The 22498-nt window shown below is 68.9% G+C and carries 25 protein-coding genes and 3 tRNA genes; 16 read left to right on the top strand and 12 right to left on the bottom strand.

Annotated elements, in window-relative coordinates:
- Positions 1-53 precede the first annotated feature (53 nt).
- The 10 genes from AB4030_RS00215 (at position 54) to AB4030_RS00260 (ending at position 6329) form a co-directional block, all read left to right on the top strand.
- On the top strand, positions 54-554 hold the full coding sequence (locus AB4030_RS00215; RefSeq protein WP_442277157.1) for an RNA polymerase sigma factor: 501 nt from the start codon (positions 54-56) through the stop codon (positions 552-554).
- Entirely contained in the window at positions 547-1155 is a 609-nt protein-coding gene (locus AB4030_RS00220) for a methylated-DNA--[protein]-cysteine S-methyltransferase (RefSeq protein WP_442277158.1), read from the top strand. Before AB4030_RS00215 ends, AB4030_RS00220 begins: the two co-directional genes overlap by 8 nt.
- An 82-nt stretch (positions 1156-1237) precedes the next feature.
- Positions 1238-1717 (top strand): nitroreductase/quinone reductase family protein, encoded by a 480-nt coding sequence (locus AB4030_RS00225; RefSeq protein WP_442277159.1) that lies wholly within the window; start codon positions 1238-1240, stop codon positions 1715-1717.
- Between the two features lie 117 nt (positions 1718-1834).
- Positions 1835-2386 (top strand): NUDIX domain-containing protein, encoded by a 552-nt coding sequence (locus AB4030_RS00230; protein ID WP_442277160.1) that lies wholly within the window; start codon positions 1835-1837, stop codon positions 2384-2386.
- 136 nt (positions 2387-2522) lie between these two features.
- Complete coding sequence (locus tag AB4030_RS00235; protein ID WP_442277161.1) at positions 2523-3026, top strand: SigE family RNA polymerase sigma factor; 504 nt, start codon at positions 2523-2525, stop codon at positions 3024-3026.
- A complete protein-coding gene (locus AB4030_RS00240; RefSeq protein ID WP_442277162.1) occupies positions 3023-3898 on the top strand; it encodes a hypothetical protein in 876 nt (291 codons plus the stop codon). The genes AB4030_RS00235 and AB4030_RS00240 overlap by 4 nt, the downstream gene beginning before the upstream one ends.
- Before the next feature lie 75 nt (positions 3899-3973).
- Complete coding sequence (locus AB4030_RS00245; RefSeq protein ID WP_442277163.1) at positions 3974-5020, top strand: PHP domain-containing protein; 1047 nt, start codon at positions 3974-3976, stop codon at positions 5018-5020.
- A gap of 92 nt (positions 5021-5112) precedes the next feature.
- A tRNA-Glu gene (locus AB4030_RS00250) sits at positions 5113-5185 on the top strand.
- Positions 5186-5217: 32 nt separating this feature from the next.
- Positions 5218-5291, top strand: a tRNA-Asp gene (locus AB4030_RS00255).
- Positions 5292-5372: 81 nt separating this feature from the next.
- Entirely contained in the window at positions 5373-6329 is a 957-nt protein-coding gene (locus AB4030_RS00260) for a D-2-hydroxyacid dehydrogenase family protein (protein WP_442277164.1), read from the top strand.
- Positions 6330-6339: 10 nt separating this feature from the next.
- Here AB4030_RS00260 and AB4030_RS00265 read toward each other — a convergent pair whose 3' ends face one another.
- Positions 6340-7473, bottom strand: coding sequence for a PucR family transcriptional regulator (locus tag AB4030_RS00265; RefSeq protein WP_442277165.1), 1134 nt, complete (start codon positions 7471-7473; stop codon positions 6340-6342).
- 156 nt (positions 7474-7629) lie between these two features.
- On the opposite strand from AB4030_RS00265, the gene AB4030_RS00270 reads away from it, so the two are divergent.
- From AB4030_RS00270 to AB4030_RS00280, 3 genes are read left to right on the top strand one after another with little or no spacing between them, the layout of a single operon-like run.
- Positions 7630-8700 carry a ferredoxin reductase gene (locus AB4030_RS00270; protein ID WP_442277166.1) on the top strand — a complete coding sequence of 357 codons (1071 nt, stop codon included), beginning with the start codon at positions 7630-7632 and terminating at the stop codon, positions 8698-8700.
- A gap of 15 nt (positions 8701-8715) precedes the next feature.
- Entirely contained in the window at positions 8716-9996 is a 1281-nt protein-coding gene (locus AB4030_RS00275) for a fatty acid desaturase family protein (RefSeq protein WP_442277167.1), read from the top strand.
- Between the two features lie 5 nt (positions 9997-10001).
- Positions 10002-10703: an HAD family hydrolase gene (locus tag AB4030_RS00280; protein WP_442277168.1), complete on the top strand. Its 702-nt coding sequence runs from the start codon at positions 10002-10004 to the stop codon at positions 10701-10703.
- A 172-nt stretch (positions 10704-10875) separates the two neighbouring features.
- Here AB4030_RS00280 and AB4030_RS00285 read toward each other — a convergent pair whose 3' ends face one another.
- Complete coding sequence (locus tag AB4030_RS00285; protein WP_442277169.1) at positions 10876-12312, bottom strand: GuaB1 family IMP dehydrogenase-related protein; 1437 nt, start codon at positions 12310-12312, stop codon at positions 10876-10878.
- Between the two features lie 176 nt (positions 12313-12488).
- On the opposite strand from AB4030_RS00285, the gene AB4030_RS00290 reads away from it, so the two are divergent.
- The 3 genes from AB4030_RS00290 to AB4030_RS00300 all read left to right on the top strand — a co-directional run bounded on the left by AB4030_RS00290 (position 12489) and on the right by AB4030_RS00300 (position 14285).
- On the top strand, positions 12489-13511 hold the full coding sequence (locus tag AB4030_RS00290; protein WP_442277170.1) for a M12 family metallopeptidase: 1023 nt from the start codon (positions 12489-12491) through the stop codon (positions 13509-13511).
- A 121-nt stretch (positions 13512-13632) separates the two neighbouring features.
- On the top strand, positions 13633-14154 hold the full coding sequence (locus AB4030_RS00295; RefSeq protein ID WP_442277171.1) for a hypothetical protein: 522 nt from the start codon (positions 13633-13635) through the stop codon (positions 14152-14154).
- Positions 14155-14211: 57 nt separating this feature from the next.
- Positions 14212-14285, top strand: a tRNA-Phe gene (locus tag AB4030_RS00300).
- A gap of 133 nt (positions 14286-14418) precedes the next feature.
- Here the strand turns inward: AB4030_RS00300 and AB4030_RS00305 are convergent.
- The 10 genes from AB4030_RS00305 to AB4030_RS00350 all read right to left on the bottom strand — a co-directional run bounded on the left by AB4030_RS00305 (position 14419) and on the right by AB4030_RS00350 (position 22345).
- Complete coding sequence (locus tag AB4030_RS00305) at positions 14419-15546, bottom strand: tyrosine-type recombinase/integrase (RefSeq protein ID WP_442277172.1); 1128 nt, start codon at positions 15544-15546, stop codon at positions 14419-14421.
- Positions 15543-15722 carry a helix-turn-helix domain-containing protein gene (locus AB4030_RS00310; RefSeq protein WP_030199459.1) on the bottom strand — a complete coding sequence of 60 codons (180 nt, stop codon included), beginning with the start codon at positions 15720-15722 and terminating at the stop codon, positions 15543-15545. The genes AB4030_RS00305 and AB4030_RS00310 overlap by 4 nt, the downstream gene beginning before the upstream one ends.
- A gap of 49 nt (positions 15723-15771) precedes the next feature.
- Positions 15772-17151 carry a replication initiator gene (locus tag AB4030_RS00315; protein WP_442277173.1) on the bottom strand — a complete coding sequence of 460 codons (1380 nt, stop codon included), beginning with the start codon at positions 17149-17151 and terminating at the stop codon, positions 15772-15774.
- A 54-nt stretch (positions 17152-17205) separates the two neighbouring features.
- Positions 17206-17646: a WhiB family transcriptional regulator gene (locus tag AB4030_RS00320; RefSeq protein ID WP_442277174.1), complete on the bottom strand. Its 441-nt coding sequence runs from the start codon at positions 17644-17646 to the stop codon at positions 17206-17208.
- A complete protein-coding gene (locus AB4030_RS00325) occupies positions 17643-18050 on the bottom strand; it encodes a hypothetical protein (RefSeq protein ID WP_442277175.1) in 408 nt (135 codons plus the stop codon). Before AB4030_RS00325 ends, AB4030_RS00320 begins: the two co-directional genes overlap by 4 nt.
- Positions 18047-19567, bottom strand: a complete 1521-nt coding sequence (locus AB4030_RS00330; protein WP_442277176.1) for an FtsK/SpoIIIE domain-containing protein — start codon at positions 19565-19567, stop codon at positions 18047-18049. Before AB4030_RS00330 ends, AB4030_RS00325 begins: the two co-directional genes overlap by 4 nt.
- Positions 19564-19749: a hypothetical protein gene (locus AB4030_RS00335; protein ID WP_442277177.1), complete on the bottom strand. Its 186-nt coding sequence runs from the start codon at positions 19747-19749 to the stop codon at positions 19564-19566. The genes AB4030_RS00330 and AB4030_RS00335 overlap by 4 nt, the downstream gene beginning before the upstream one ends.
- 74 nt (positions 19750-19823) lie before the next feature.
- The gene (locus AB4030_RS00340) at positions 19824-20075 is read right to left on the bottom strand and encodes a hypothetical protein (protein WP_442277178.1); all 252 of its coding nucleotides are present in this window, start codon (positions 20073-20075) and stop codon (positions 19824-19826) included.
- Positions 20076-20089: 14 nt separating this feature from the next.
- On the bottom strand, positions 20090-20575 hold the full coding sequence (locus tag AB4030_RS00345; RefSeq protein ID WP_442277179.1) for a plasmid replication, integration and excision activator: 486 nt from the start codon (positions 20573-20575) through the stop codon (positions 20090-20092).
- A 1416-nt stretch (positions 20576-21991) separates the two neighbouring features.
- Complete coding sequence (locus AB4030_RS00350) at positions 21992-22345, bottom strand: hypothetical protein (RefSeq protein ID WP_442277180.1); 354 nt, start codon at positions 22343-22345, stop codon at positions 21992-21994.
- Positions 22346-22498 lie beyond the last annotated feature (153 nt).

The raw sequence follows: 22498 nt of genomic DNA on the forward strand, positions 1-22498 counted from the left end.
ATCCGCCAGACTGGGTGACCTCACACCTTCCCGGGCCGGAGCGTCTACAGGACATGAAGCGACCGTTCGAGCAGGCCGTCACCGAGCACGGGGCCGTGGTGCTCCGCGTCTGCCGTGCCGTGCTCGGCCCGACCGAGGCCGACGACGCGTGGTCCGAGACCTTCCTCTCGGCCCTGCGCGCCTGGCCCGAGCTGCCCGACGACGCGAACGTCCGCGCCTGGCTCGTCACCATCGCGCACCGCAAGGCCCTCGACGTCGCCCGAGCAGGCGCCCGTCACGCGGTCCCGGTCGCCGACGTGCCGGACGCCACCGCCCCACGCGCCGACCAGCCCGAGGAGGCGCTGCCCGACGGTGACCTCTGGACGGCTCTGGCGGCGCTCCCCGAGAAACAGCGCCTCTGCGTGGCCTACCACCACGTCGCCGGCCTGCCCCACCCCGAGGTCGCCCGCATCCTCGGCGGCACGCCTGCGGCAGCACGCCGTGCGGCCGCCGACGGCATCGCGCGCCTTCGGTCCACCTACGCACCCCACGGAAGGGTGAGCACCCATGTCTGACAACCCGATGCAGCTCCTCAGCGGTCCGGCGGCCGGGGACGACGAACGCCTTGCGACGCTCCACGCAGCACTGGTCGAGCGCGCCTCGACAGACTCCGCCGTCGACGCGACCTACCGCGTCGTCGACTCCCCCGTCGGCTCCCTCCTGCTCGCGGCGACCGAGAACGGTGTCCTCCGCGTGGCCTTCGAGATCGAGGACCACGACCGAGTCCTCGAGTCGCTCGCCGCGTCCGTCGGATCGCGGATCCTCCGCGGCGGCCATCGACTCGACCCGCTGGCCCGCGAGCTCGACGACTACTTCGCCGGTCGACGGCACGGCTTCGACGTCCCGCTCGACCTCCGGCTGGCGCGCGGCTTCCGGCTCGCCGTGTTGCGTCACCTCAGCGAGATCCCCTACGGCTCGACCGAGAGCTACGCCGAGGTCGCCGTCGCGTCCGGCAGCCCGAAGGCGGTGCGCGCCGTCGGCTCGGCCTGCGCGACGAACCCGCTGCCGATCGTCGTCCCGTGCCACCGCGTCGTCCGCTCGGACGGGTCGCTGGGGGGCTACCTCGGCGGCCTGCCCACCAAGCAGCGCCTCCTCGCCCTCGAGCGAGCCGCCTGAGCCGGGACGGACGTGACGGCGGGAAGGGCGCGGCTTGTCCTGATCGCCCTCGACGTCCTCGCTCCGGTGCCATCCTGAGGACGTGGCCGACACCCCGAAGCCGGCGGTGGAGGAGCGCCTCGCCCCCGCCGCGATGGTCAGGATCCTCAACCCGGTGCTGCGCGCGGTCCTCGCCTCGCCGCTGCACGGGATCGCCAGCAAGGGCCTGCTGGTGCTGCACGTCCGAGGCCGCCGCACCGGCAAGGTGTACGACGTACCCGTCGGACGGCACGAGCTCGACGGACAGCTGCTGACGTACGGCGGGGGCCGTTGGCGGTTCAACCTCAGGGGCGGCGCCGACCTCGAGGTGACCATCGACGGGCGGCGACGCCAAGCGCATGCAGAGCTGGAGGAGGACCCGGATCGCGTCGCTGAGGTCTTCCAAAGCCTGCTCACGGACCTCGGTCCCAAGAAGGCGAACCGTGTCGGATTGTCGGTCAACGTCGACCGCCCGCCGACTCTCGACGAGGTGCGCGAGGGCACCCGCGGGCGCGCCATCGTCCTCCTCACGCTCACCGACTGACACCCGCCAGGTCCCGAGACCCGCCACGTCCCGAGACGGCGGGTCCCGAGCCGGCGTCCGTCCCGACGAAGGACCGGACAGGTGCGACCATCGGGGCATGCGCCCTGGAGAGTCCGCGTGACCTGGCCCGTGCGTGCGACCAGGGTCGTCTACGAGAACCCATGGATCCGGGTCCGCGAGGACGCCGTGACCCGTCCCGACGGGAGCGACGGCATCTTCGGGGTCGTCGAGGTGCAGCGGCCGGCGGTCTTCGTCGTGGCGTGGACGGACGAGGACGAGATCGTCCTCATCACCGTCGACCGACACACCGTCGGCGCCTCGGTCGAGGTCCCCGCGGGCGGCACCGACGGCGAGGATCCCCTCCTTGCTGCTCGGCGCGAGCTCGCCGAGGAGACCGGGCTCGTCGCGGGCGAGTGGCGGCAGGTCGGGACCATGAACGCCCTCAACGGCGTCTGCCGCGCCCCCGAGGTCGTGTTCCTTGCGACCGGGCTCGAGCCGGCCCCGGGCGCCGGCAAGGATCCCGCGGCCCGCCACGAGGAGGGCATCCGAGACGTCCGTCGCGTGCCGGTCGCCGACGTGCTCACGCTCGTCGTCGACGGCGCCATCACCGACGGTGAGACCATCGCCGCCCTCATGTTCGCGCTCGTGGCCCGGGGCCGCGTCACCTGAGCGTGACCTCGTCGGCGGCCACACGGCATACGCCAACGGGGCGATCAGGGTGACGGGTGCAACGGTTCGGGATGCCCCGGTGTCTAGGGGGTGTAGGGGACACTCAGACCCTGACGACACAGACCGGCGGGAGCCCATGAGACGCAGGGACGAGGCCGCGTTCCGCACGTTCGTGCAGGAACGGCAGACGATGCTGCGCCGCCGCGCCTACCTGCTCTGCGGCAGCTGGGCCGATGGCGACGAGCTCGTCCAGGAGGCCCTGGCCCGGGTCTACGTCGCGTGGCCACGCATCGCCACCGGCGCCGAGACCGCCTACACGAGGCGCACCATGATGAACCTCTACCTCAACGACCAGCGCAAACGGCGCCGCGAGGTCCTCACCGACGAGACCCCCGAGCCGCCGACCACCGACCACGACCGCGAGCTCGCGATGACACTCACCGACCTGCTGCGCGACCTGCCGGAGAAGCAGCGCGCGATCCTCGTCCTCCGCTTCTGGGAGGACCTCACTGTGCCCCAGATCGCCGAGTGCACCGGCGTCGCCGAGGGGACGATCAAGAGCCAGATCTCCCGCGGGCTCGCCGTCCTGCGCAGCCGTCTGGCGGAACCACCACTGACCGGGGCAGGAGCCTTCCCGTGAGCGACGACACGACACCGGGCCGGGGCGCGGCTCCGGAGGAGGGCGAGCCGCAGCTTCGAAAGGTGCTGTCCACCATGAACGACCTCGAACCGCCTCGCGACGACCTCTTCGCCCAGCGGGCTCTCCTGCGCGGCCGCGCACGCACCTCCCGCCGTCGCTCCACCCTGCTCGGCGCCGCAGCCGCGGTCGTCGTCGTGGGGGCGGTCGGCGGCACGTGGGTGGTCGGCCACCAGGGCTCCTCGACGAGCACCGCCAGCGCCGGGTCGGCGCCCGCGGCACAACAGGACTCGTCAGCCGCCGGCTCGGGCAGCGGGGCCCGCAGCCCGGAGTCACTCTCGGGATCCGCGACCCCCGGCGGGCCCGGCGTGGCGCCGTCGGTGCCGTCGGCCCGCGACACGAACCGGTGGTTCGGCACCCTCTCGACGCGACAGACCAACGCCTTCGACGCCATCGAGCCCACCGTGGCCTCGCGCTGGCCCGACGTCTTCTCGGGGGCGTATGCCGTCGACGCCACCGGCGCTCGCGTGGCCGTCGTGGTCACCCGCCACGACCCCGCCCTCGAGGCTTTCGTGGCGGGCGCGATGCCCTCCCCGACGGACGTGGAGTTCGTCGTCATGAGGCACTCGCTGACGGAGAAGCAGAAGGTGGCCAAGGAGATCGTCGACCAGCGAATGCTGTGGCGCGCCAAGGGGATCGAGATCATCGCCGTGACGCAGGATGCCCGCACCGACCGGATCGTCGTGATGGCCGACGAGGGCTCCTCGCCCGGCCTCATCGCGCAGCAGTACGGCGACATCGTCCGCGTCGTGCCGTCCACGCCGGCGGCGGGCAAGCTGCCCGACGGGAGCACGCTGCCGCCCCTGCAGCGGTGAGGGCTCGCGGCTGAGCCGGCCTCACGTCGGCCTCACGTCGGCCTCACGTCGGCCGGCGCGGTTAGGCTGCTCGCCATGGAGCAGCCAACCCCTCCGCAGGCACCGATCAGTCCTCTCGACGCGCTGCGCCGGATCTGCTTCCTCCTCGAGCGCGGCCGCGAGAGCAGCTACCGCGTCGACGCCTTCCGCAAGACCATCGAGGCCATCACCCTGATCTCCGACGACGAGCTGCGTGAACGCGTCGAGGCCGGAACTCTCAAGCAGATCAAGGGAATCGGTGACTCGAGCGCAGCGATCATCGGCCAGGCCGTGCGCGGCGTCCTGCCGGCATACCTCGTCTCGGCGGAGGAGAAGCACGGCGAGCCACTGACCCGCGGCGGCGCCGAGCTGTATGCCGCCCTCCGCGGTGACCTGCACGCGCACTCCAACTGGAGCGACGGTGGCAGCCCCATCGAGGAGATGGTCCTCGCAGCCGTCGAGCTCGGCCAGGAGTGGATGGCGCTGACGGACCACTCCCCCCGCCTGACCATCGCCAACGGACTGTCCCGCGAGCGCCTCACCGACCAGCTGAAGCGTGTCGAGGCGATCAACGCGAGCCTCGGCGACGCGTTCACGCTGCTCAAGGGCATCGAGGTCGACATCCACCTCGATGGCACGCTCGACCAGGACGACGACATGCTCGACCAGCTCGACGTCGTCACCGCGTCGATCCACTCGAAGCTGCGTCAACCGTCGTTCGAGATGACGCCGCGCATGGTCGCGGCCGTGCGCAACCCGCGCACCAACGTGCTGGCCCACTGCACGGGTCAGCTCGTCACCGGAGGGCGCGGCAAGCGGCCGCCGTCCCAGTTCGACGCCGAGAAGGTCTTCCGGGCGTGCCTCGAGAACGACGTCGCGGTCGAGATCAACTCGCGGCCCGAGCGCTGCGACCCGCCCGACGAGCTCATCGAGCTGGCGCGCGACCTCGGCTGCCTCTTCACCATCGACTCCGACGCACACGCGCCGGGTCAGCTCGACATGAAGTCGTTGGGCTGCGAGCGCGCCGAGCGCCTCGGCATCCCGGCCGAGCGGATCGTCACGACGTGGCCGGTCGATGACGTGCGAGCCTGGGCCAAGGGCTGATCAAGCACCCCTCGGAGGGGCCTCGGGAGCCGATTTGGACGGTGCCAGAAACTCCCATATAGTTTCGACGTCCCAACGGATAGGTCGGGCAGGTCCCCATCGTCTAGCGGCCTAGGACTCCGCCCTTTCACGGCGGCAGCACGGGTTCGAATCCCGTTGGGGATACGCAGTAGAGTTCCACACGCACCACCCAGTAAGGCCCCGTAGCGCAGTTGGTTAGCGCGCCGCCCTGTCACGGCGGAGGTCGCCGGTTCGAGCCCGGTCGGGGTCGCTTCACTCAGGAAGCGSCGCTCTCAGCAGAGAGCGGCGCTTCTGCCGTTCCGGGGACCGACCCGTCTCCTAAGGTGGGCGCGTGCGGATCGCGGTGCTCGACGACTACCAGGGCGTGGCCCTGACCAGTGCCGACTGGTCAGACGTCACCGACCACCCGCGCACGCCGTGCACCGTCGAGGTGTTTCGCGACCACGTGAGCGACCCGGACGCCCTGGTGCAGCGTCTCGCGCCCTTTGACGCCGTCGTCGTCATGCGCGAGCGCACGGCCCTGCCGGCTGACGTGCTGGCGGCCCTCCCCCGGCTGCGGCTCGTCGTCACGACCGGCCGGCGCAACCCGAGCATCGACGTCGCTGCCGCGACTGCCGCAGGCATCACCGTCTGCGGCACCGACAGCCTCGCGACGGCTCCGGCCGAGCTGACGTGGGCCCTGATCCTCGGGCTGGCACGGCATCTCGTGCCCGAGGCCACCGCCGTCCGGGACGGTGGCTGGCAGACGACGGTCGGCCGCGACCTCAGCGGCCACACCCTGGGCCTGCTGGGGCTCGGCCGGATCGGCTCACAGGTCGCGACTGTCGGGCGCGCCTTCGGGATGGACGTCGTCGCCTGGAGCCGCAACCTCACGCCTGCCCGCGCGGAGGCCGTCGGGGCCCGGGCCGTCCCGCTCGACGAGCTGCTCGCCACCTCCGACGTCGTCTCGGTCCACCTGCCGCTCGTCGACGGGACCCGAGGCCTCGTCGGCGAGCGCGAGCTCGCACTGATGCGCCCCGACGCCCTGCTCGTCAACACCTCGCGAGGACCCATCATCGACGGGCGCGCCCTGCTCGCCACCCTCGAGAGAGGCCATCTGGGCGGAGTCGGCCTCGACGTCTTCGACGAGGAGCCGCTGCCCGCGGGCCACCCGCTCCGCACGGCGCCGCGCACGCTCCTGACGCCCCACCTCGGCTACGTCACCCGCGACGTCTACGCGACCTTCTTCGGAGGCGTCGTCGAGGACGTGACGGCATACCTCGACGGGTCCCCCATCCGCCTGCTTTGACGGGTCGCGCTCAGCGGTGGCCGGCCCGCAGGACGAGCTCGAGCTCGAAGCGCACCTCGGGGTCATCGAGCGCGTCGCCGAAGAGCTCCTTGAGCTGCGCGACCCGGTAGCCCACGGTCTGCTGGTGCACGAACAGCTCCTCCGCGATCGGCGCCCGCTGCCCCTGGTGGCGCAACCACGACAAAAGCGTCTCGGTGAGTCGTTCACGGACCGCAGGCCGCAGCCCGTCGAGGGGCGCGAGCCGCGTGCGGGCGAGGTCGTCGGTGGCGAGCGGCTCGGCGTGCACGACGAGCTCGGCGAGGTGGTCCTCGACCCAGACCGGGGCCGCGTCGCCGTCGGGCTGGTCCGGTCCCGGCCCGATGCCGTGCGCGCCCGCGGACGTCGCGAGGTGCAGGGACTCCCCCGCCTGCTGCCACGGCCTCGGTGGGCCGACGATGGCACGGCGTCCTCGCAGCGCGCGCTCCAGGCCGCGCCGGCGGCCCGAGCGGCTGGCGAACGGGAAGACGATGACGACGTCGCTGCCTCGCTCCGCGACGAGAGCATCCGGCCCCAGAGCCGCTCGCAGCCCGTCGACGTGCGGGAACGGCACGAGCGCGACACCGACGACCTCCGGCAGGGTCCACCCGACGGCTGCGGCGAGGCGAGGCACCCCGCCGTCGCTGGAGTCGCCGCGCAGGATCATGTCGAGCAGCTCCCCCCGCAGCCGCACCTGCTCGCCGGCCCGCTCGGACTGCTCCTGTGCGTAGCCCTGCGCGCTCGCCGCCGACAGCTCGTCGATGTAGGCGAAGAGCGACTCCCCCAGCGCGAGCAGCGCGTCGGGCGGCATCTGCGACACGTCCACCGTGCGTGAGATCGCCCGGAAGGTGACGCGCGCCCCGTAGCGATAGGCGGCGAGCAGTGACTCGAGGCTCCGGCCGGAGCGCACCTCGCCGCGACCGAGGCTCTCGTAGACCCACTTGCCGTCCTCGGACAGGGCCGGCAGACGCGTGCCCGGCAGGTCGAGGAAGCGGTTGAGCGCGATCGTGACGCCCTGGCGCACCCCCTGACCGAACCGCCCCTCCATGGGCATCGCGTAGACGGGGACGTCACGGGGTATGCCGTTGATGATGGCCTCGACGATGTCCTTCACGACGGGTCGCAGCACGGTCGCAACTTCGGCGGGCAGAGACAACCACGGCGGGTCAGATGTGTCCTGTGCCACGGCGGCCTCCAGCATTTTGTCGTGACGCAACAGTTTCTTCCCTCAAAGACTACGCGTCACCCCAAGACGCGGGGGGTCTTCGGCCTCGAAGATGGAACCATGACCCAGATCAGAGCTCTCCGGCGTGTGGCGTCGCTCCTGACGACCCCGCTCGCGCCCGAGGACATCCTCAATCTGGTGAACCCGCTGTCCTCGGCGCGCCAGCTGCGCGGCGTCGTCACGAAGGTGGTCCGTGAGACCCCCGACTCGACGACGATCCACTTCCGTCCCGGTCGCGGCTGGAACCCCCACGCCGCCGGCCAGTGGGCCCGCATCGGCGTCGAGATCGACGGGGTGCGCCAGTGGCGCAGCTACTCGCTGTCCGCCGCCGTCGGTCACGACCCAGCCATCACGGTCACCGCCATCGGCTTCGTCTCGACGGCCCTCGCGCGCGACACCAAGGTCGGCGACATCCTCTTCCTCGACACCCCCCAGGGCGACTTCGTGCTCCCTGAGCACCCGCGGCCACTGCTCATGCTCACGGCCGGCAGCGGCCTGACGCCGGTGATGTCGATGATCCGCACCCTCGTCCCGCGCCGCCCCGACGCCGACGTCGTGCTCATCCACTCGGCGCGCACCCGCGACGAGGCCCTCTTCCACGACGAGCTGCTCGAGCTGGCCGACCAGTTCCCCGGCCTCACGGTCAAGCACTGGTTCACCCGCGAGGAGGACGGCCGCCGCCTCGACCTCTCGGACGTCACCGACCTCGAGACGCTCTGTCCCGACTGGCGCGAGCGGGCGGCATACGCCTGCGGGCCCACGGAGTTCCTCGACGCGGCCAGCGAGCTGTGGCTGCGCCACGGTGACGACGACACCCACACCAACCTGACCATCGAGCGTTTCGCACCCGTCCTGCTGGAGGGATCCGGCGGAGAGGGCGGCCTGCTGACGTTCGAGAAGTCGGACAAGGAGACGGAGGTGGGCGGCGACGTCACCCTCCTCGAAGCCGGGGAGGAGTGCGGCGTGGTGATGCCGAGCGGGTGCCGCATGGGCATCTGCCGCAGCTGCCTCGTCCCACTCGTCGCCGGCAAGGTCCGCGACCTGCGCACCGGTGAGGTGCACGGCGACGAGGGCGAGCTGATCCAGACCTGCGTCAACGCCGCTGCCGGACCCGTCCACCTGGACATCTAGGAAGGGAAACACCCCATGACCGCCACCACGAACCGACCGACGACGACGCCCACCGGCGTCGCCGACGCTGTCGGTGCCGTTGCAGGCACCGCCAGGACGACACGGCCCAAGAAACCGGTCCTCGCAGCGTCCGGCGGACCCGTCAAGCGCCCGAGTGCCGCCGCGCACCTGTCCGACGCCGACGTCGAGCGCCTCGGCCAGGAGCTCGATGCCCTGCGCGACCGCATCATCGCGACGCGCGGCGCCAAGGACGCGGCCTACATCCGCCGCGTCATCCGCGTCCAGCGCACCCTCGAGGTCGCCGGCCGCGCCACGCTGCTCCTGTCGAAGAAGAAGACGGCGTTCGTCGCCGGGACCGCGATGCTGTCCGTCGCGAAGATCCTCGAGAACATGGAGATCGGCCACAACGTCCTGCACGGGCAGTGGGACTGGATGCGTGACCCCGACATCCACTCCACGACGTGGGAGTGGGACTTCGTCACGCCCGCCGCGGCGTGGAAGCACACCCACAACGACCTGCACCACACGTGGACCAACGTGCTGGGCAAGGACAAGGACGTGGGCTACTCCACACTGCGCATGGCCGAGGAACAGCCGTGGCGCCCCTTCAACCTGCTCAACCCGGTCATCAACGGCATCCTGGCTCCCTTCTTCGAGTGGGGCATCGCGATCTACGACCTCGAGCTCGAGGCGGTCAAGGACGGCGAGAAGTCCAAGGCGGACCTCAAGAAGGACCTCAAGGCCGTGGGCCGCAAGGTGGTGCGCCAGTTCACCAAGGACTACGCCGCGACGCCGCTCGCCGCCGTGCCGTTCGGCTCCGGCAAGCAGGCGCTCCTCGGCACCTTCACGGCCAACGCGATCCGCAACGTCTGGGCGCACTCGGTCATCTTCTGCGGCCACTTCCCCGACGGTGTCGACGTCTTCACCGAGGAGGAGATCGAGGGCGAGACCCGCGGCGACTGGTACATCCGCCAGATGCTCGGCTCGGCCAACATCTCGGGCAGCAAGCTGATGCACCTCATGACCGGCAACCTCAGCCACCAGATCGAGCACCACTGCTTCCCGGACCTGCCGAGCAACCGCTACCACGAGGTCGCGGTCGAGATGCGTGAGATCTGCCAGCGCTACGGCCTGCCCTACACGACGGGCCCGCTGCCGAAGCAGGTCGGTCAGGCGTGGGCCAAGGTCTTCCGTCTGGCACTGCCGAACCGCCCGAAGCCGCTGCCCAAGGGCGCCGTCAACGCGGCGGTCCCGCCGCGGCGCGTCGCGCTGCCGCTCGCGGCCAGTGTGGGCTGAGTCCCTTGTCGGGTGACCTCGAGGCCGCGGGCGTGCCGACGGCTGCCTTCTTCGACCTCGACCGCACCTTGATCCGCGGGTCGGCCAACTACCCGCTCGCGATCGCAGCCTTCCGCGGCGGTCACGTGCCGTGGAAGGACCTCGTCAAGGACACCGTCAACGCGATCTCCTTCCACCGCAAGGGATCCACCGACGAGGGCTCGGAGGCTCTGCGCGAGCGCATCCTCCGGGCCGTCGCCGGCATCCGGCAGTCCGACATCATCCACCTCACCGACGCGATCACACCGGGCATCGTCCGCAAGGCCATCCCGGCCTCGATGAGGCTGCTGTCGGAGGCCCGTGAGATCGGGCATGACCGGATCGTCGTGTCGGCCTCCCCCATCGAGCTGGTGAGCCGCATCGCGACGGCGCTCGGTCTCGAGGGTGCCGTCGCCACGCGCAGCGAGCTCGACGACGAGGGCCGCTACACCGGCCACCTCGCCGGCGAGTTCTGCTACGGCGCCGGCAAGGTCATCGAGATCGAGAAGCTGGCCGGCGAGCGTGGTTACGACCTCGACCGGTGCGCCGCCTACAGCGACTCCGTCAGCGACCTGCCGATGATGGAGCGCGTCGGCACCGCCGTGGCGGTCAACCCGGACGGAGAGCTGCGCGAGCTCGCCCGGGAGCGCGGCTGGCGCATCGTCGAGGTCGGCCGCAAGCGCCACTGAGCCATCTGCCCTCTGCCGTGCGGCGTGGCGTGCGCCGACCCCTCCCCCCTGCCGAGCACACCCACCCGCAACACACCCGGAAACAGTCAGGGTGTACGAGTTGCAACCGCGACCAGTTGACCTTTGCCGGGTGTGTTGCGGGGGGGAGTTGCTGCGGGGGGCGGGGCCGTGGTCACCAGGAGGTGTGGAGCGGCCGCCCCTCGGCGAAACCGGCCGTGCTCTGGAGCCCGACGACCGCCCGCTGGTGGAACTCCTCCAGACTGCGGGCACCGGCATACGTGCAGCTGCTGCGCAGGCCGGCGACGATCTCGTCGATGACGTCCTCGACGGACGGGCGTGACGGGTCGACGTACATCCGAGCCGTGCTGATCCCCTCCTCGAAGAGGGCCTTGCGCGCGCGGTCGTACTCGGTGTCGGTGGCCGTGCGGTTGCGGACCGCTCGGCTGCTCGCCATGCCGAACGACTCCTTGTACTGACGGCCGTCGTTGTCGGTGTAGAGGTCGCCGGGCGACTCGAGGGTGCCGGCGAACCAGGACCCGATCATGACGTTCGACGCGCCGGCCGCGAGCGCCAGGGCGACGTCGCGCGGGTGACGGACGCCGCCGTCGGCCCAGACGTGCTTGCCGAGCTCCCTTGCGGCCGTGGCACATTCGAGCACCGCCGAGAACTGCGGGCGACCAACGGCGGTCATCATGCGCGTCGTGCACATCGCGCCGGGGCCGACGCCGACCTTGACGATGTCCGCCCCGGCCTCGATGAGCTCGCGGGTTCCGGCGGCCGACACGACGTTGCCGGCGACGACCGGGACACGCGGGTCGAGGGCCCGCACGGCGCGGAGCGCCTCGATCATCTTGTCCTGGTGGCCGTGGGCGGTGTCGATGACGAGGACGTCGGCGCCGGTCTCGAGCACCTCCGCGACCTTGGCCGCGACGTCGCCGTTGATGCCGACGGCGGCAGCCACGCGCAGTCTCCGGTCGTCGTCGACGGCGGGTCGGTAGAGGCCGGCGCGGATCGCACCGCCCCGGGTGAGGATGCCGACGAGCTTGCCGTGCTCGGAGACGACGGGAGCGACCTTGCGGCGCGCCGCGGACAGCCGCTCGAAGGCCTCCTGCGGGTCGAGGGTGTCGGGCAGCACGACCATGTCCTCGTGCATGACGTCGTGCACCTGCGTGTAGCGGTCCACGCCGGTCAGATCCTTCTCGCTGACGATGCCGACGGGCTTCGGGCCGTCCACGACGACCGCGACGCCGTGGGCACGCTTGCCGATGAGCACGAGCGCCTCACCCGCTGTCATGTGCCGCTCGAGCGTGATCGCCGTGTCGTGGACGAGGTGGCGCTCCTTGACCCAGCCGACGACGTTGCGCACGACCTCGACGGGGATGTCCTGGGGGATGACGGCGATGCCACCCCGTCGCGCGACCGTCTCGGCCATCCGGCGCCCGGCGATGGCGGTCATGTTGGCCACGACGAGCGGGATCGTGGTGCCCGACCCGTCGACCGTCGAGAGGTCGACGTCGAGGCGGCTCGTCACGGACGACCGGCTGGGCACCATGAAGACGTCGTCGTAGGTGAGGTCGAGCTGGGGCTGGAGACCGTTGAGGAACTGCACGGTCACCAACTCTAGGCGCCCGAGGTGGCCTCACGGCACGCGGCGGCCCCGCGATCGGGGCACCGGACGGCATACGCCCACGGGACGGCATGCGCCCGTTTCTCCTGTGGCGGAGAAACCGCGGGAGGACGATGGACCGTGGGCGCGCTTGCGCCCCGGATCGATTGGGGAACGCCATGACGGATGCGCCGCACGTGTGCTTCGACCGGATCCTTCCCAAGGACCTGATGCGCCCTCACCGGCGCGTGCGCGGGCCGGACGGTGCGGATCGTGCGATCTCGCCCATCGGCAAGGCGTGGATGAACGGGACGAGCCTCAAGGTCCGTTTCCTCGAGGGCACCCCGGAGCAGCAGGCGAAGGCCCGCGAGCAGGCCGCCTGGTGGCAGGCCGCGTGCAACGTCGCCTTCGACTTCGGCGACCACCCGGACGCCGACATCCGGATCTCCTTCGACCCCAACGACGGCGCCTGGTCCTACGTCGGCACCGACAACAAGGGCATTCCCAGCAACGAGGCGACGATGAACCTCGGCTTCCTCGACGGCGGCACGGCCGGACACGAGTTCGGCCACGCGGTCGGGCTGGCGCACGAGCACTCGAACCCCGAGGGCGGCATCCAGTGGAACGAGCCGGTCGTCATCGCAGCGCTCGCCGGGCCACCGAACCGCTGGGACGAGGCGAAGGTGCGCCACAACGTCTTCATGAAGTACGCGGTCGACCAGATCAAGGGGACGCAGTTCGACCCCGACTCGATCATGCTCTACGAGTTCCCCGCGACGTGGACGCTCAACGGCGTCGCGACCCACGCCAACGACGTCCTGTCCTCGCTCGACAAGGCATTCGTCTCCGGGGCCGCGATGTACCCGAGGTCGGCTCCGGTACTAAGCGACGCCGTGCCGCTCACCGTCGACGGACCGAAGATCGACGCCTCGATCGGGGCAGCGGGCGAGGAGGACCTCTACGCCTTCGACGTCGCGAGCGACGGGTTCTACGAGGTGACGACGCGAGGCTCCACCGACGTCTACCTCTCGCTCTTCGGTCCCGACAGCGACACCCATCTCGTGGGCGAGGACGACGACGGCGGCTTCGGCGTCAACGCCCGCGTGCGCGCCGGGCTGACGCCGGGACGCTACGTCGCCCAGGTGCGCCACCACGCGCCGACCGGCACCGGCGCCTACTCGATCCGTGCCCGCCGCCGCTGAGGACCGCGACCCTCCACCGAGGGCGTATGCCGTCCGCCCGCCACCGGGCGGCATGCGCCCTCGCGCTTCGCCCCGGGCGTAAGACGTTGACCCGCGTCTGTAATCGAGTAATGCTGATTACATGATTACGAACGAAGCACTGGAGCGGGTGCGCGGCTGGTTCGTCGGCCGCCTCCCCGAGGAGTGGCGCAGCACGCCACCCGAGATCACCGTCGACCGCGAGGAGATCACCGTCGTCCTCACCATCGCCGACGTCGACCTGCCCGACGGGTCGAGCGACGCCGAGCGCGACGAGGCGCGCGCCGGCCGCACCAAGGCCTTCCGCGAGGACACCCGCGGCCGCCGCATCGAGATCGCCCGCGAGGCCGAGCACCGTTTCGAGCGCAAGGTCTCCTGGGCCGTGCGCGTCGGCGATCGCACCGAGCTGTTCACCCACGTCGCAGCCCCGGCGATGACCCGGCTGCGCCAGCCCGAACGCCGCGTCCTCGACACCCTCGTCGACGCCGGCGTGGCCCGGTCCCGCGCCGAGGCGCTCGCCTGGTGCGTCAAGCTCGTCGGCCAGCACGAGAGCGACTGGCTCGGGGACCTGCAGGAGGCCATGTCGCGCGTCGCGGACGTGCGCACCAAGGGACCGTCCGCGTGACGCCGGACGGTTTGCGGGAAGGGGCAACGGGTCGGCTATAGTTCCACTCGTTGTCCCGGCCAGGTAGCTCAGTTGGTACGAGCGTCCGACTGAAAATCGGAAGGTCGGCGGTTCGACCCCGCCCCTGGCCACTCAACGAAGCCGCTGGTCATCCCCCTGTTGACCAGCGGCTTCGTCTTTTTCGAAGGACCTGACTGGCTCTCTCGGGCTGTCCCTTTTGTCGCCTAACACGCACGTTGATAGCAGCGCTGATAGCAACGTCCATCAGGCGAGCCTCTCCCCGAGCAACTGGAGTGCCTTTCGCTTCTCGTCCAGCGACGTGTGGGCGTAGATCGTCATCGTCACGTCGATGGCGCTGTGGCCCACGATCTCCTGGACGATGTGCGGCGCGACTCCCTCGGTCAGTAAAAGTGTCACGCATGTGTGCCTCAGGTCGTGAAACCGAGGCAGCGGCTCGGGCAGGACCGTGCGCACTCGATACCAGCTGCGGCGCAGGTTGTCCGGCTCCATCGGGGTGCCCACCTTTGAGGCGAACACCATGTCCGAGTCGTGCCAGTCGGGACCGGCTGCCAGCCGTTCCTTGCCCTGTGCGATCTTGTGCGCCTTGAGTGCCTCGACGACCGGGGGCGGCAGCGGAACTGTACGTCTGGACTTGCGGGTCTTGGGCGCCTTGAGCTGCAGCTGGCCACCGACCCGTTGGAGGCTCTGCACGACCTGGAGAGACTCGGCCTCGAGGTCGACGTGCTGCCACTGCAGGCCCAGGAGCTCGCCCCGGCGAAGCCCTAGGTAGAGCGCGACGACGTAGAGAGCATGCAGCCGCTCCGACTTCGCCGCCTCCAGCAGCTTCTTCGCCTCGGCAGGGTTGAGCCCATGGCCGACGACGTACTCGGGTGCCGGGATTTGCACTAGCTTGGCGACGTTGCGGGTCAGCAGTTCGTCGCGCATCGCGTTCTGCAGGCCGGCGCGCAGGACCGCGTGCGCGAACTGGACGCCACGGCGTTGCATGCCTTTGGCCGCGAGGTGCTGACACATGAGCCGGACGTCGCGAACGGTCAGAGCGCGGAGCTTCTTGTTGCCGACAAGTGGGCCGAGGTGCAACCGCACGACGAGCTCGTAGCCCTGGTAGGTCTTGGGCGCTCGGTTCGGTCTGACCACCGTTTCTAGCCAGTGCTCGAGGTACGCCTGAACAGTCCAGTTCTCGACGGAGACGCGGACGCCGGCGTCGAGCTCCTTCTGCAGGTCGCCCAGCTTCTTGCGGGCCTCTGCGCGAGTGCGGCCATAGACCACGACGCGCTTGCGACCGCCAGTGTTGGTGTCCGCGTATGTCGCGCCAACCCAGCGTCCCTGCTTGGTCTCGTAGACCGACCCTTCGCCGTTGGCACGTCGACTCATGCCGACTCCTCCACCATGCGCTTGACCATCTCCTCACAGGCCTGGACGGGCACGAGACGGCGCCGGCCAATCTTGATCGACGCCAGGATGCGCATTCGCATCAGGTCGTAGATCGTCGACCTTGTGACGCCGAGGATCTCCGCCGCCTCCTCCGGACTCAACAGCAGTTTCTCCACTCCGCTCACCTCTCCCAGTTGGATTCCTTGTCGTACGGGCTGCGAAGCGTCAGTTGGCTCGTGCCATTGCGGCCGATCGCACGGCCTCGGCAGCTTGATCGAGCTGCAGGTAGCCGCGGCCGACGTAGACGAAGCTCGACACGAGCTCGAAACCCTCGGGAGCCGTCTCGTCGAGGACCTCTCGGATGTCTGCCTGAGGGTCGAGCGCCGCGGTCCGCGCCCGGAAGAGTCGTCGCGCACGCCGGATCTGTCCGAACGTCACGGAGTAGCGGCGCGATTTCGTGATCGGGTGGCCCCGGTAGCCCAAGGTTGAGTAGCGGTCGGCGATCCGGGCGTACTTCTCGCCCTCACGGCTCAGCGCCTCGGCACCTTGGATGATCCGCACCACATGGGGCGTCGCGCCGAGCAGACGAGCGTGCACGGCTGACCCGACCGTGCTGGGCAGACCGAAGTCCTCGGTCGTCTTTGTCAGGTACTTGGCCAGGTATGCGGCGACCTGTTCGGGGTGCACTCGGCTGGTTCGGCGGCCGGAGTCGCGACCCGCCCCGTCGCTGATCGTTCGTGCGTCTGCCTGCGCGCCCCAGCGGAGCCGGTAGGACGTACCGTCACGCAGTGGAGTCGAGTCGAGGTAGACCCCGGCTGCGGATGCCGCGACAGACGCCTCGAGATCGGCAACGGTCAACGGCAGCGAGCAGGCTGGCCCGTCGGGACCAGCGGGGCCGTCGAGTCGAATCGGCGCGTGGACGTGGACGAGGCCGCGCGCCTGGAACTCGACGACCTTCGAGTACGAGATCCGGGAGGCCTTGCGGAACTGCGTGATCTTGAGACCGGCCCGTTTCGCAAGGTCCCGTTGCAGCGCGATGGTGAACCGCCGCCACAGCTCGGGCGCGTGCCACTGCCACAGCACGTGCCCGAGGTAGTCGTAGCACTCCCAGCACAGGGGCTGACCGACCTGCCGGTCGTCGAGTGCATGACGCTTGCGGCACCACTGGGGACGGCCATGCGCGCACACGGGGCTGTCACGCCGCGCCCGACAGGGGCCCTTTTCCCTGACCCCATGCACAGCCCCGAACGATGGAGCCGTGAGCGTCACGAAGGTGCAGGGTCGGTCCGCGACCGACTCGGGGACACCCTTTCCGCCGGCCAAGCCACACATGAGCAGATGCCAGGCATCGCCCTTGTACTGACGACTGCACGTCGGACACACGCTGGCACGACGGTTGTTGCACCTGACGTACGTGTGTCCGTCGAGCTCTCCCGCCGAGCTGTAGAGGGTCTGCACCTCAGCGGTGCCTGTGTTCACGAGCTGCTTGGAGCCCTGAAGGCGCACGGGGCGCGAACAGCCGGAGGCGCGCCGCTCGGCGGACTCGAGACCGGCCGAGCCCAGCAGCGAGTCAGTCGGTCCCGACTCGCGACTTGTCGCAGTCATCCTCGCCCCCCGACATCGAGCGGTCGCGCGGACCGCCCTTCGGATTCGGCTTCATCAGGCCGCTCCCTGCTGGTCCTGCTCGATGCGGCGACGCAGACCAGTGGACAGCACGTCCCCGAGCGCGTGGCCTCGCAAGAGGCGCCCTTCAAGTGGTCGACGCTGACTGGGGGTGAGACCGCCGCTGATGCCGTACTCCTCACGGAACACAAGGGCGGACGCCAGGCACATCGCCCGGACAGGGCACTCGTGGCACAGCGAGATGGCACGCCGGGCCGACGAAGTGTCGGACTCCTGGAACCACAGGTCAGGGTCGACGCTCGCGCAGATGGCGTCGCGCATCCAAGCCGGCTCGAGGAGCGACTGCAGGCTCGGGCCACGTTGGGTGTTGAGCCGCTTGATCGGCTGGCCGTAGTCACGCAGCCAGTTGCCGGGGGTCGCCTGAACTCGGACGTACGCGATCGGCGCCCGACGCGAATTAGTGGCCTGCTCAGTCATGTCGTCTCCAAGTGCGTGGTGGGCGGGTAGTAGCCCTGGCGACTGATGTCGGTCTGGGCGAAGTCGAGTACCTCGCCGAGCCGACTGGCGTGACCGGCGGCGACACGCATGCTGTCCATGGCGTAGGCGATGCTCTCTTCGGGGTTGCCGCCGTCCTCCTCGAAGACCGCAAAGACCGTCAGTGATGACGCCAGCGACCTCGCGAGCTGACGAAGTGCTTGGTCGAGGCCGTAGCCAAGGGTCTTGAGTTCACCGAGGACCTCATACATCTCGGGCGCCGGGATCGCTGGCGAGCCGACCGTGAGGTGGTTGATGCCACGGACTGCTTGGGTCGCGGTAGTGGCGAGCTGGTGCCCTTCGGCACCTGCTGAGGCTGACGTCTGTTCGATGTCGTTCGTGGTCATGAGGGGTCTCCTTCAGGAGTTGGCCGCATCGTCACCGGCAGATCTGCCGTTGTCAGCACGGCCTCATCAGTGTTGTGGTGATCGGTCTGGCCTGCCCGTTGAGAAGTGACGTCGGCGACCAGTCGGGCGATGGCCTGGTCGTCGAGATATGCGGCCCGGGCGCGCACGATCTCGCGCGTGCCATCCGTGCGGACGTAAGCGACCCCGGGCGTGAGCTCGCTGATCTCGTCGGCACGAGCGCCGTCGTCGCGAGCGGAGTCACCAAGGACCATCGCGACCTGAACGGGGTTGTCTAACCGCATGGCAACCCGGGTCGGGAAGAGGTCTCGCCAGCCGACGATGTCCTTTCCTGGGTCCTGTACGGCAGCGACGACGGTGATCCCGCAAGCCCTGCCCTGGGTCAGGAGCAGCCCGAGGGCGGTGTCGATGCGTCGAGTGACCGCACGGTCTGCAAAGGCCGTCAGGGTCGCCAACTCGTCCAGGATCGCGATGACGTGCGGCGAGGTTGGTTCCCGATGGTGGACGCGCGCGCCGGACTCAGCCAGCTCTTTCGATCGGGCGTCCTTGAGCGCTACCAGGTCCTCGAGGAGACGACACATGTCCTCGGGTGAGGCGTCCTCGTAGCGGGTGAAAAGCGCACGGCCAGGACGCAGCTCCATGCCGCCCTTCGGGTCCACGGCCCAGATCTGGACGTCACCGCTGGCCAGACTGTGGGCGACACCCTTCATCAGGGACCACAGCACCGAGCTCTTTCCGGCACCCGTAGCGCCCGCGACCAGGAGATGCGTGCCAGCCAGCTTGAGCTGCCACCGCGCACCATCCTCGCGAGATCCAACCGGCACCGCCGCCAGATCGACGACGCACATCGAAGGCAAGGGGTCGACGACGAGGCGGAGCGTGTCTTTGCGAGCCAGCTCGAGCCAGCACCGCCCGGGGCGATCCGCCCGAACCCGTGCGTGGAGACAACGGGCGGCATGGGCGATCGCCTCCGCGCGGGCCGCGACGTCGGCCGGGACCAACCCGTTGGGCAGGCGCAGCAGCAGACGGTCAGTTCCGTGGTCCGTGGCCCGGACCTTGAGGACCCGGACAGACCCACGGGTCGATCCCCGCGCTCCCGACCGTCCGGCGCGCCGCAGATTCTGCTCATGGACCACGAGATCGACGCTTCGTGCGATGCGCGGCCAACGGACTCGGTAGTAGGCGGAACGGATCACCGTCAGGAGGGGCAATGCGGCATACCTCCGGTAGCTGGCCCGATGCCAAAGGCGCCAGACGACGAGGGCGAGCGTCAACACGACGACGGCGACGGCGAGGCTGCGCCAGCCCAGGATGCCCCACCATGCGGCGATCACGAGGCCCGCGCCGGCGACGAGAGGAAACCGCATGGTGGCCATCAGCAGGACCAGGACCCCACGGAGGAGACTCCAGATGGTCCACAGAACCGCTTCGAGTGCGACAACTGGAATGTCGTCACTGCCGAGCAGTCCCTCCTGCCTGTTGCGATCACGGTGGCTCATCGGCGTACCTCCCTGACGAGCGCGCGACGCGTCACGCCGATTTCGACCACCACGAGGCTCATGGCGTCGAATATCCGGCGGCACACGTCCTGGAGCTCCTCGTTGGGCGCGTCCTTGACGCGTCGTGCGAATCGCGCATAGTCCGCCGCTGCATCGATCGCATCCCGCTGCAGTGCGCTCATCGCCTCCTGGAGTGCCGAGTTCGACACGTCGAGGAAGGCGCTCCACTCGGGAGCCGCCCCGAGACCCCTGACAGTCATGCCGAGCCCCGACTGATCTGTCGGATGGCGATCTGCAGGCATTCGACCGCTTGGGTCATGGACCTCGTGGCGGACCGGATCGACAGGAGCAGCTCGTCGTCGGGTGCATCCCTGAATGCTGCGTAGAGGGCGCGAAGCTCTTCCTCCATGTCCTGGAGGCGACGCAGACGTTGCTGAAGAGCGCGGTCGACGAATCCGTGGTGGACGCCGAAGGCTTCGGCCCATGCAGTGGAGTCAGCCGTGTGCATGTCGCGTCACCGCCCTACGCGGCCTTGTTCGGCGGGGTGGGCGCCTGCGACGAGTGGCTTTCGACCGACTTGCTCGTGGCCGACTTGCCCGGCGCGGACATGCCGTCTGCTCGCAGCGACCAGGCTGCCTGAGCTGCGCAGCGGTGTGACCGACCCTCCTCCGGGGGCCGGCACTTCGACGAGTCGACCCACAGGGTTGCGGTCAGGTTCTCGAACACGACACCCGTGAACGGGGACGTACCGTCGCCGGCCGGCGGAACCGGCTGGACCTTGGCGAGCATCTTGACTGACACGGTCCGGTCCTTCTTCCGCGCCTCCGGGTCAGCGTCGATGACGTCGATGGACCACATCGGCAGGCCTCTGTCAGCGTCGATCTGCTGGACGCGGTTCTCTCGTGTGGAGCGGTCGAAGTCCACCACCGGAGTCACCTCGGACACGATGTACGCGCCGTGAGGGAACACCTCGTCGTGGCCGAGCTTGAGCTTGCGTGCGACTGCCATCTCGATCTCCTCGGACTGACAGCAATGCCCTATGCATCACTGCATAACGCGACTATGCACCTCTGCATAGAGGGGGGTCAATGACGACACGCCGGCGCACGCGGGGCTTCGGGTCCCGGACCTGAGCCAACTTGGCCGACGAGCCTGCGGACCGGCGCGTGTCGTACGGAAGCTTCAGACTCCTAGCGGTGGCACCGGGCCCCAAGCTCAGATGGAACTTGCCACTAAGCCCATCACGGAGATCCTGGGAGGCCAGCGAAAACCGGCCCGGGCGGTCATCGAAAGCCCGTGGGGCGAATTGCTGACGGCGACACCAGTGACGGGTAAGCCCACCCTTGATCGACTGGACAAATCACCCATTTCACGCGCCGTCGCCAGACCGATTGACCAGGGCGTTGGCGCCTGAAGTGCCCCTTGATTTCCTAGGGAACCACCAGCAACCTGTGGCGATATTGACCTAACGCCTATAACATCCCAGTAGCGACCAGACGAGGGGGACCCTGCGTGGGCAATACAACCAGCGCCAATGGAACCAGCGGTGTCCTCCGGGACGCGGTCAAGAACATGAAAAGCAAGCACAAAGCCTATCGGCGTAAGCGTCACGCGCCAAAGATCGACGTGGCACGCTTAGAAGCTAAAGTCGACACATCCACCGGCGTCGTCTGCCACCACCTAAGGGCCCGTGACGACCTTATTGACGTTCCAGTCTCATTGTCCTCGAGCTACAAGCATGTCGTCCGAGAGACGGCTGGCATGAAGCCGAGGCGAAAGAAGAAGGCCCTACGGGGAGCCGCGTTTGTCGTTCTTGGGTCTGGACTCCAACGGGTTGAGGACATGTTCGGATCGTGAGCAGTCCACAAGTGGGTCCTGCACCCCCGATACTCGGTTCCGCGCCGCCGTCAACAAGCACAGCCGCCGCACAAGCCGAGCCAGCACCACAGAGAGACTATGCACCCATATGGGCGCTGCTGCTAAGCGCTGGTTTCGGTGCAGCTCTCATCATTTTTGGTCTGGAGCTCGGGTGGAGGATGGTAAGTGATCCAACGCTAACTACGTGCGTGACGGAGTCCACTACACCAAGCGCCCCTTTCAAGCTGGGCAACTTGCTTGAAGGGTCAATCAAGCAGACGTGTTCCCCGATCAACCCCCTGACCTCGGTCCCGGCCGTCGTGGTGGTTATCGGGGCTGTGGCGTGCATCCCGCTGCTCTTCTGGTTGATCCCATATGGCTCGCGAGTGAAGGCGCCGGGCGTAGAGATCGAGAAGACTCGTCGATCTCTGGACACAGTCGTGGACTCGGCAAAGTCCTCGACTCTCGAGTCGCAGGTACTCGCTGAAATGTGGCAGGACATGAATTCTCAAATAGCCACGTTGACCTCAGGCCTGCAAGTCCTTGAGAATGAAGTCAGAGGGACAGCTACGCCGCAGTCACCCACAACTTAAGGCCGCTCTCGGCAAGCTCGACGGCTTCCTGAATCTTCTGCTTCTCGATCACCTTCAGTGATCGCCCAACCTGCTCGAGCTCGACCACGAGTTGCTCGAAATCTTCCAGAGTTTGGGCGTAAATGAGAGCCCATCGCCTGACGGACTCGATGTCCACGGAAGCAAGGTCGAGAGCGATTGCCTTCATGGACTCAGGCCTGGGGGCTCCTGAGCCCTGACCCCGGGCAAAATGGCCCAGCTCGATGAGCGCCCTCAACTGATCGAGAAGAGAACGAACCTCTTCCGGCATCTCGTCCAACTGCGTCCCCGTCATCGCTCCTGCGGTCACTTCAAGCCCCCACGTCCTGACATGCCCAGACTCATCAAGTCCTAGGCCATCCAGTGTACTGAACCAGTGCGAAATGCCAACGTTGTAATTCAATACCGTACGTCCAGTTAGAAGGCTGAACGACACGCCGAACGAGCCCAAATATACGGCGGA

It is taken from the genome of Terrabacter sp. 2YAF2 (assembly GCF_052114705.1).
Lineage (GTDB): Bacteria > Actinomycetota > Actinomycetes > Actinomycetales > Dermatophilaceae > Terrabacter.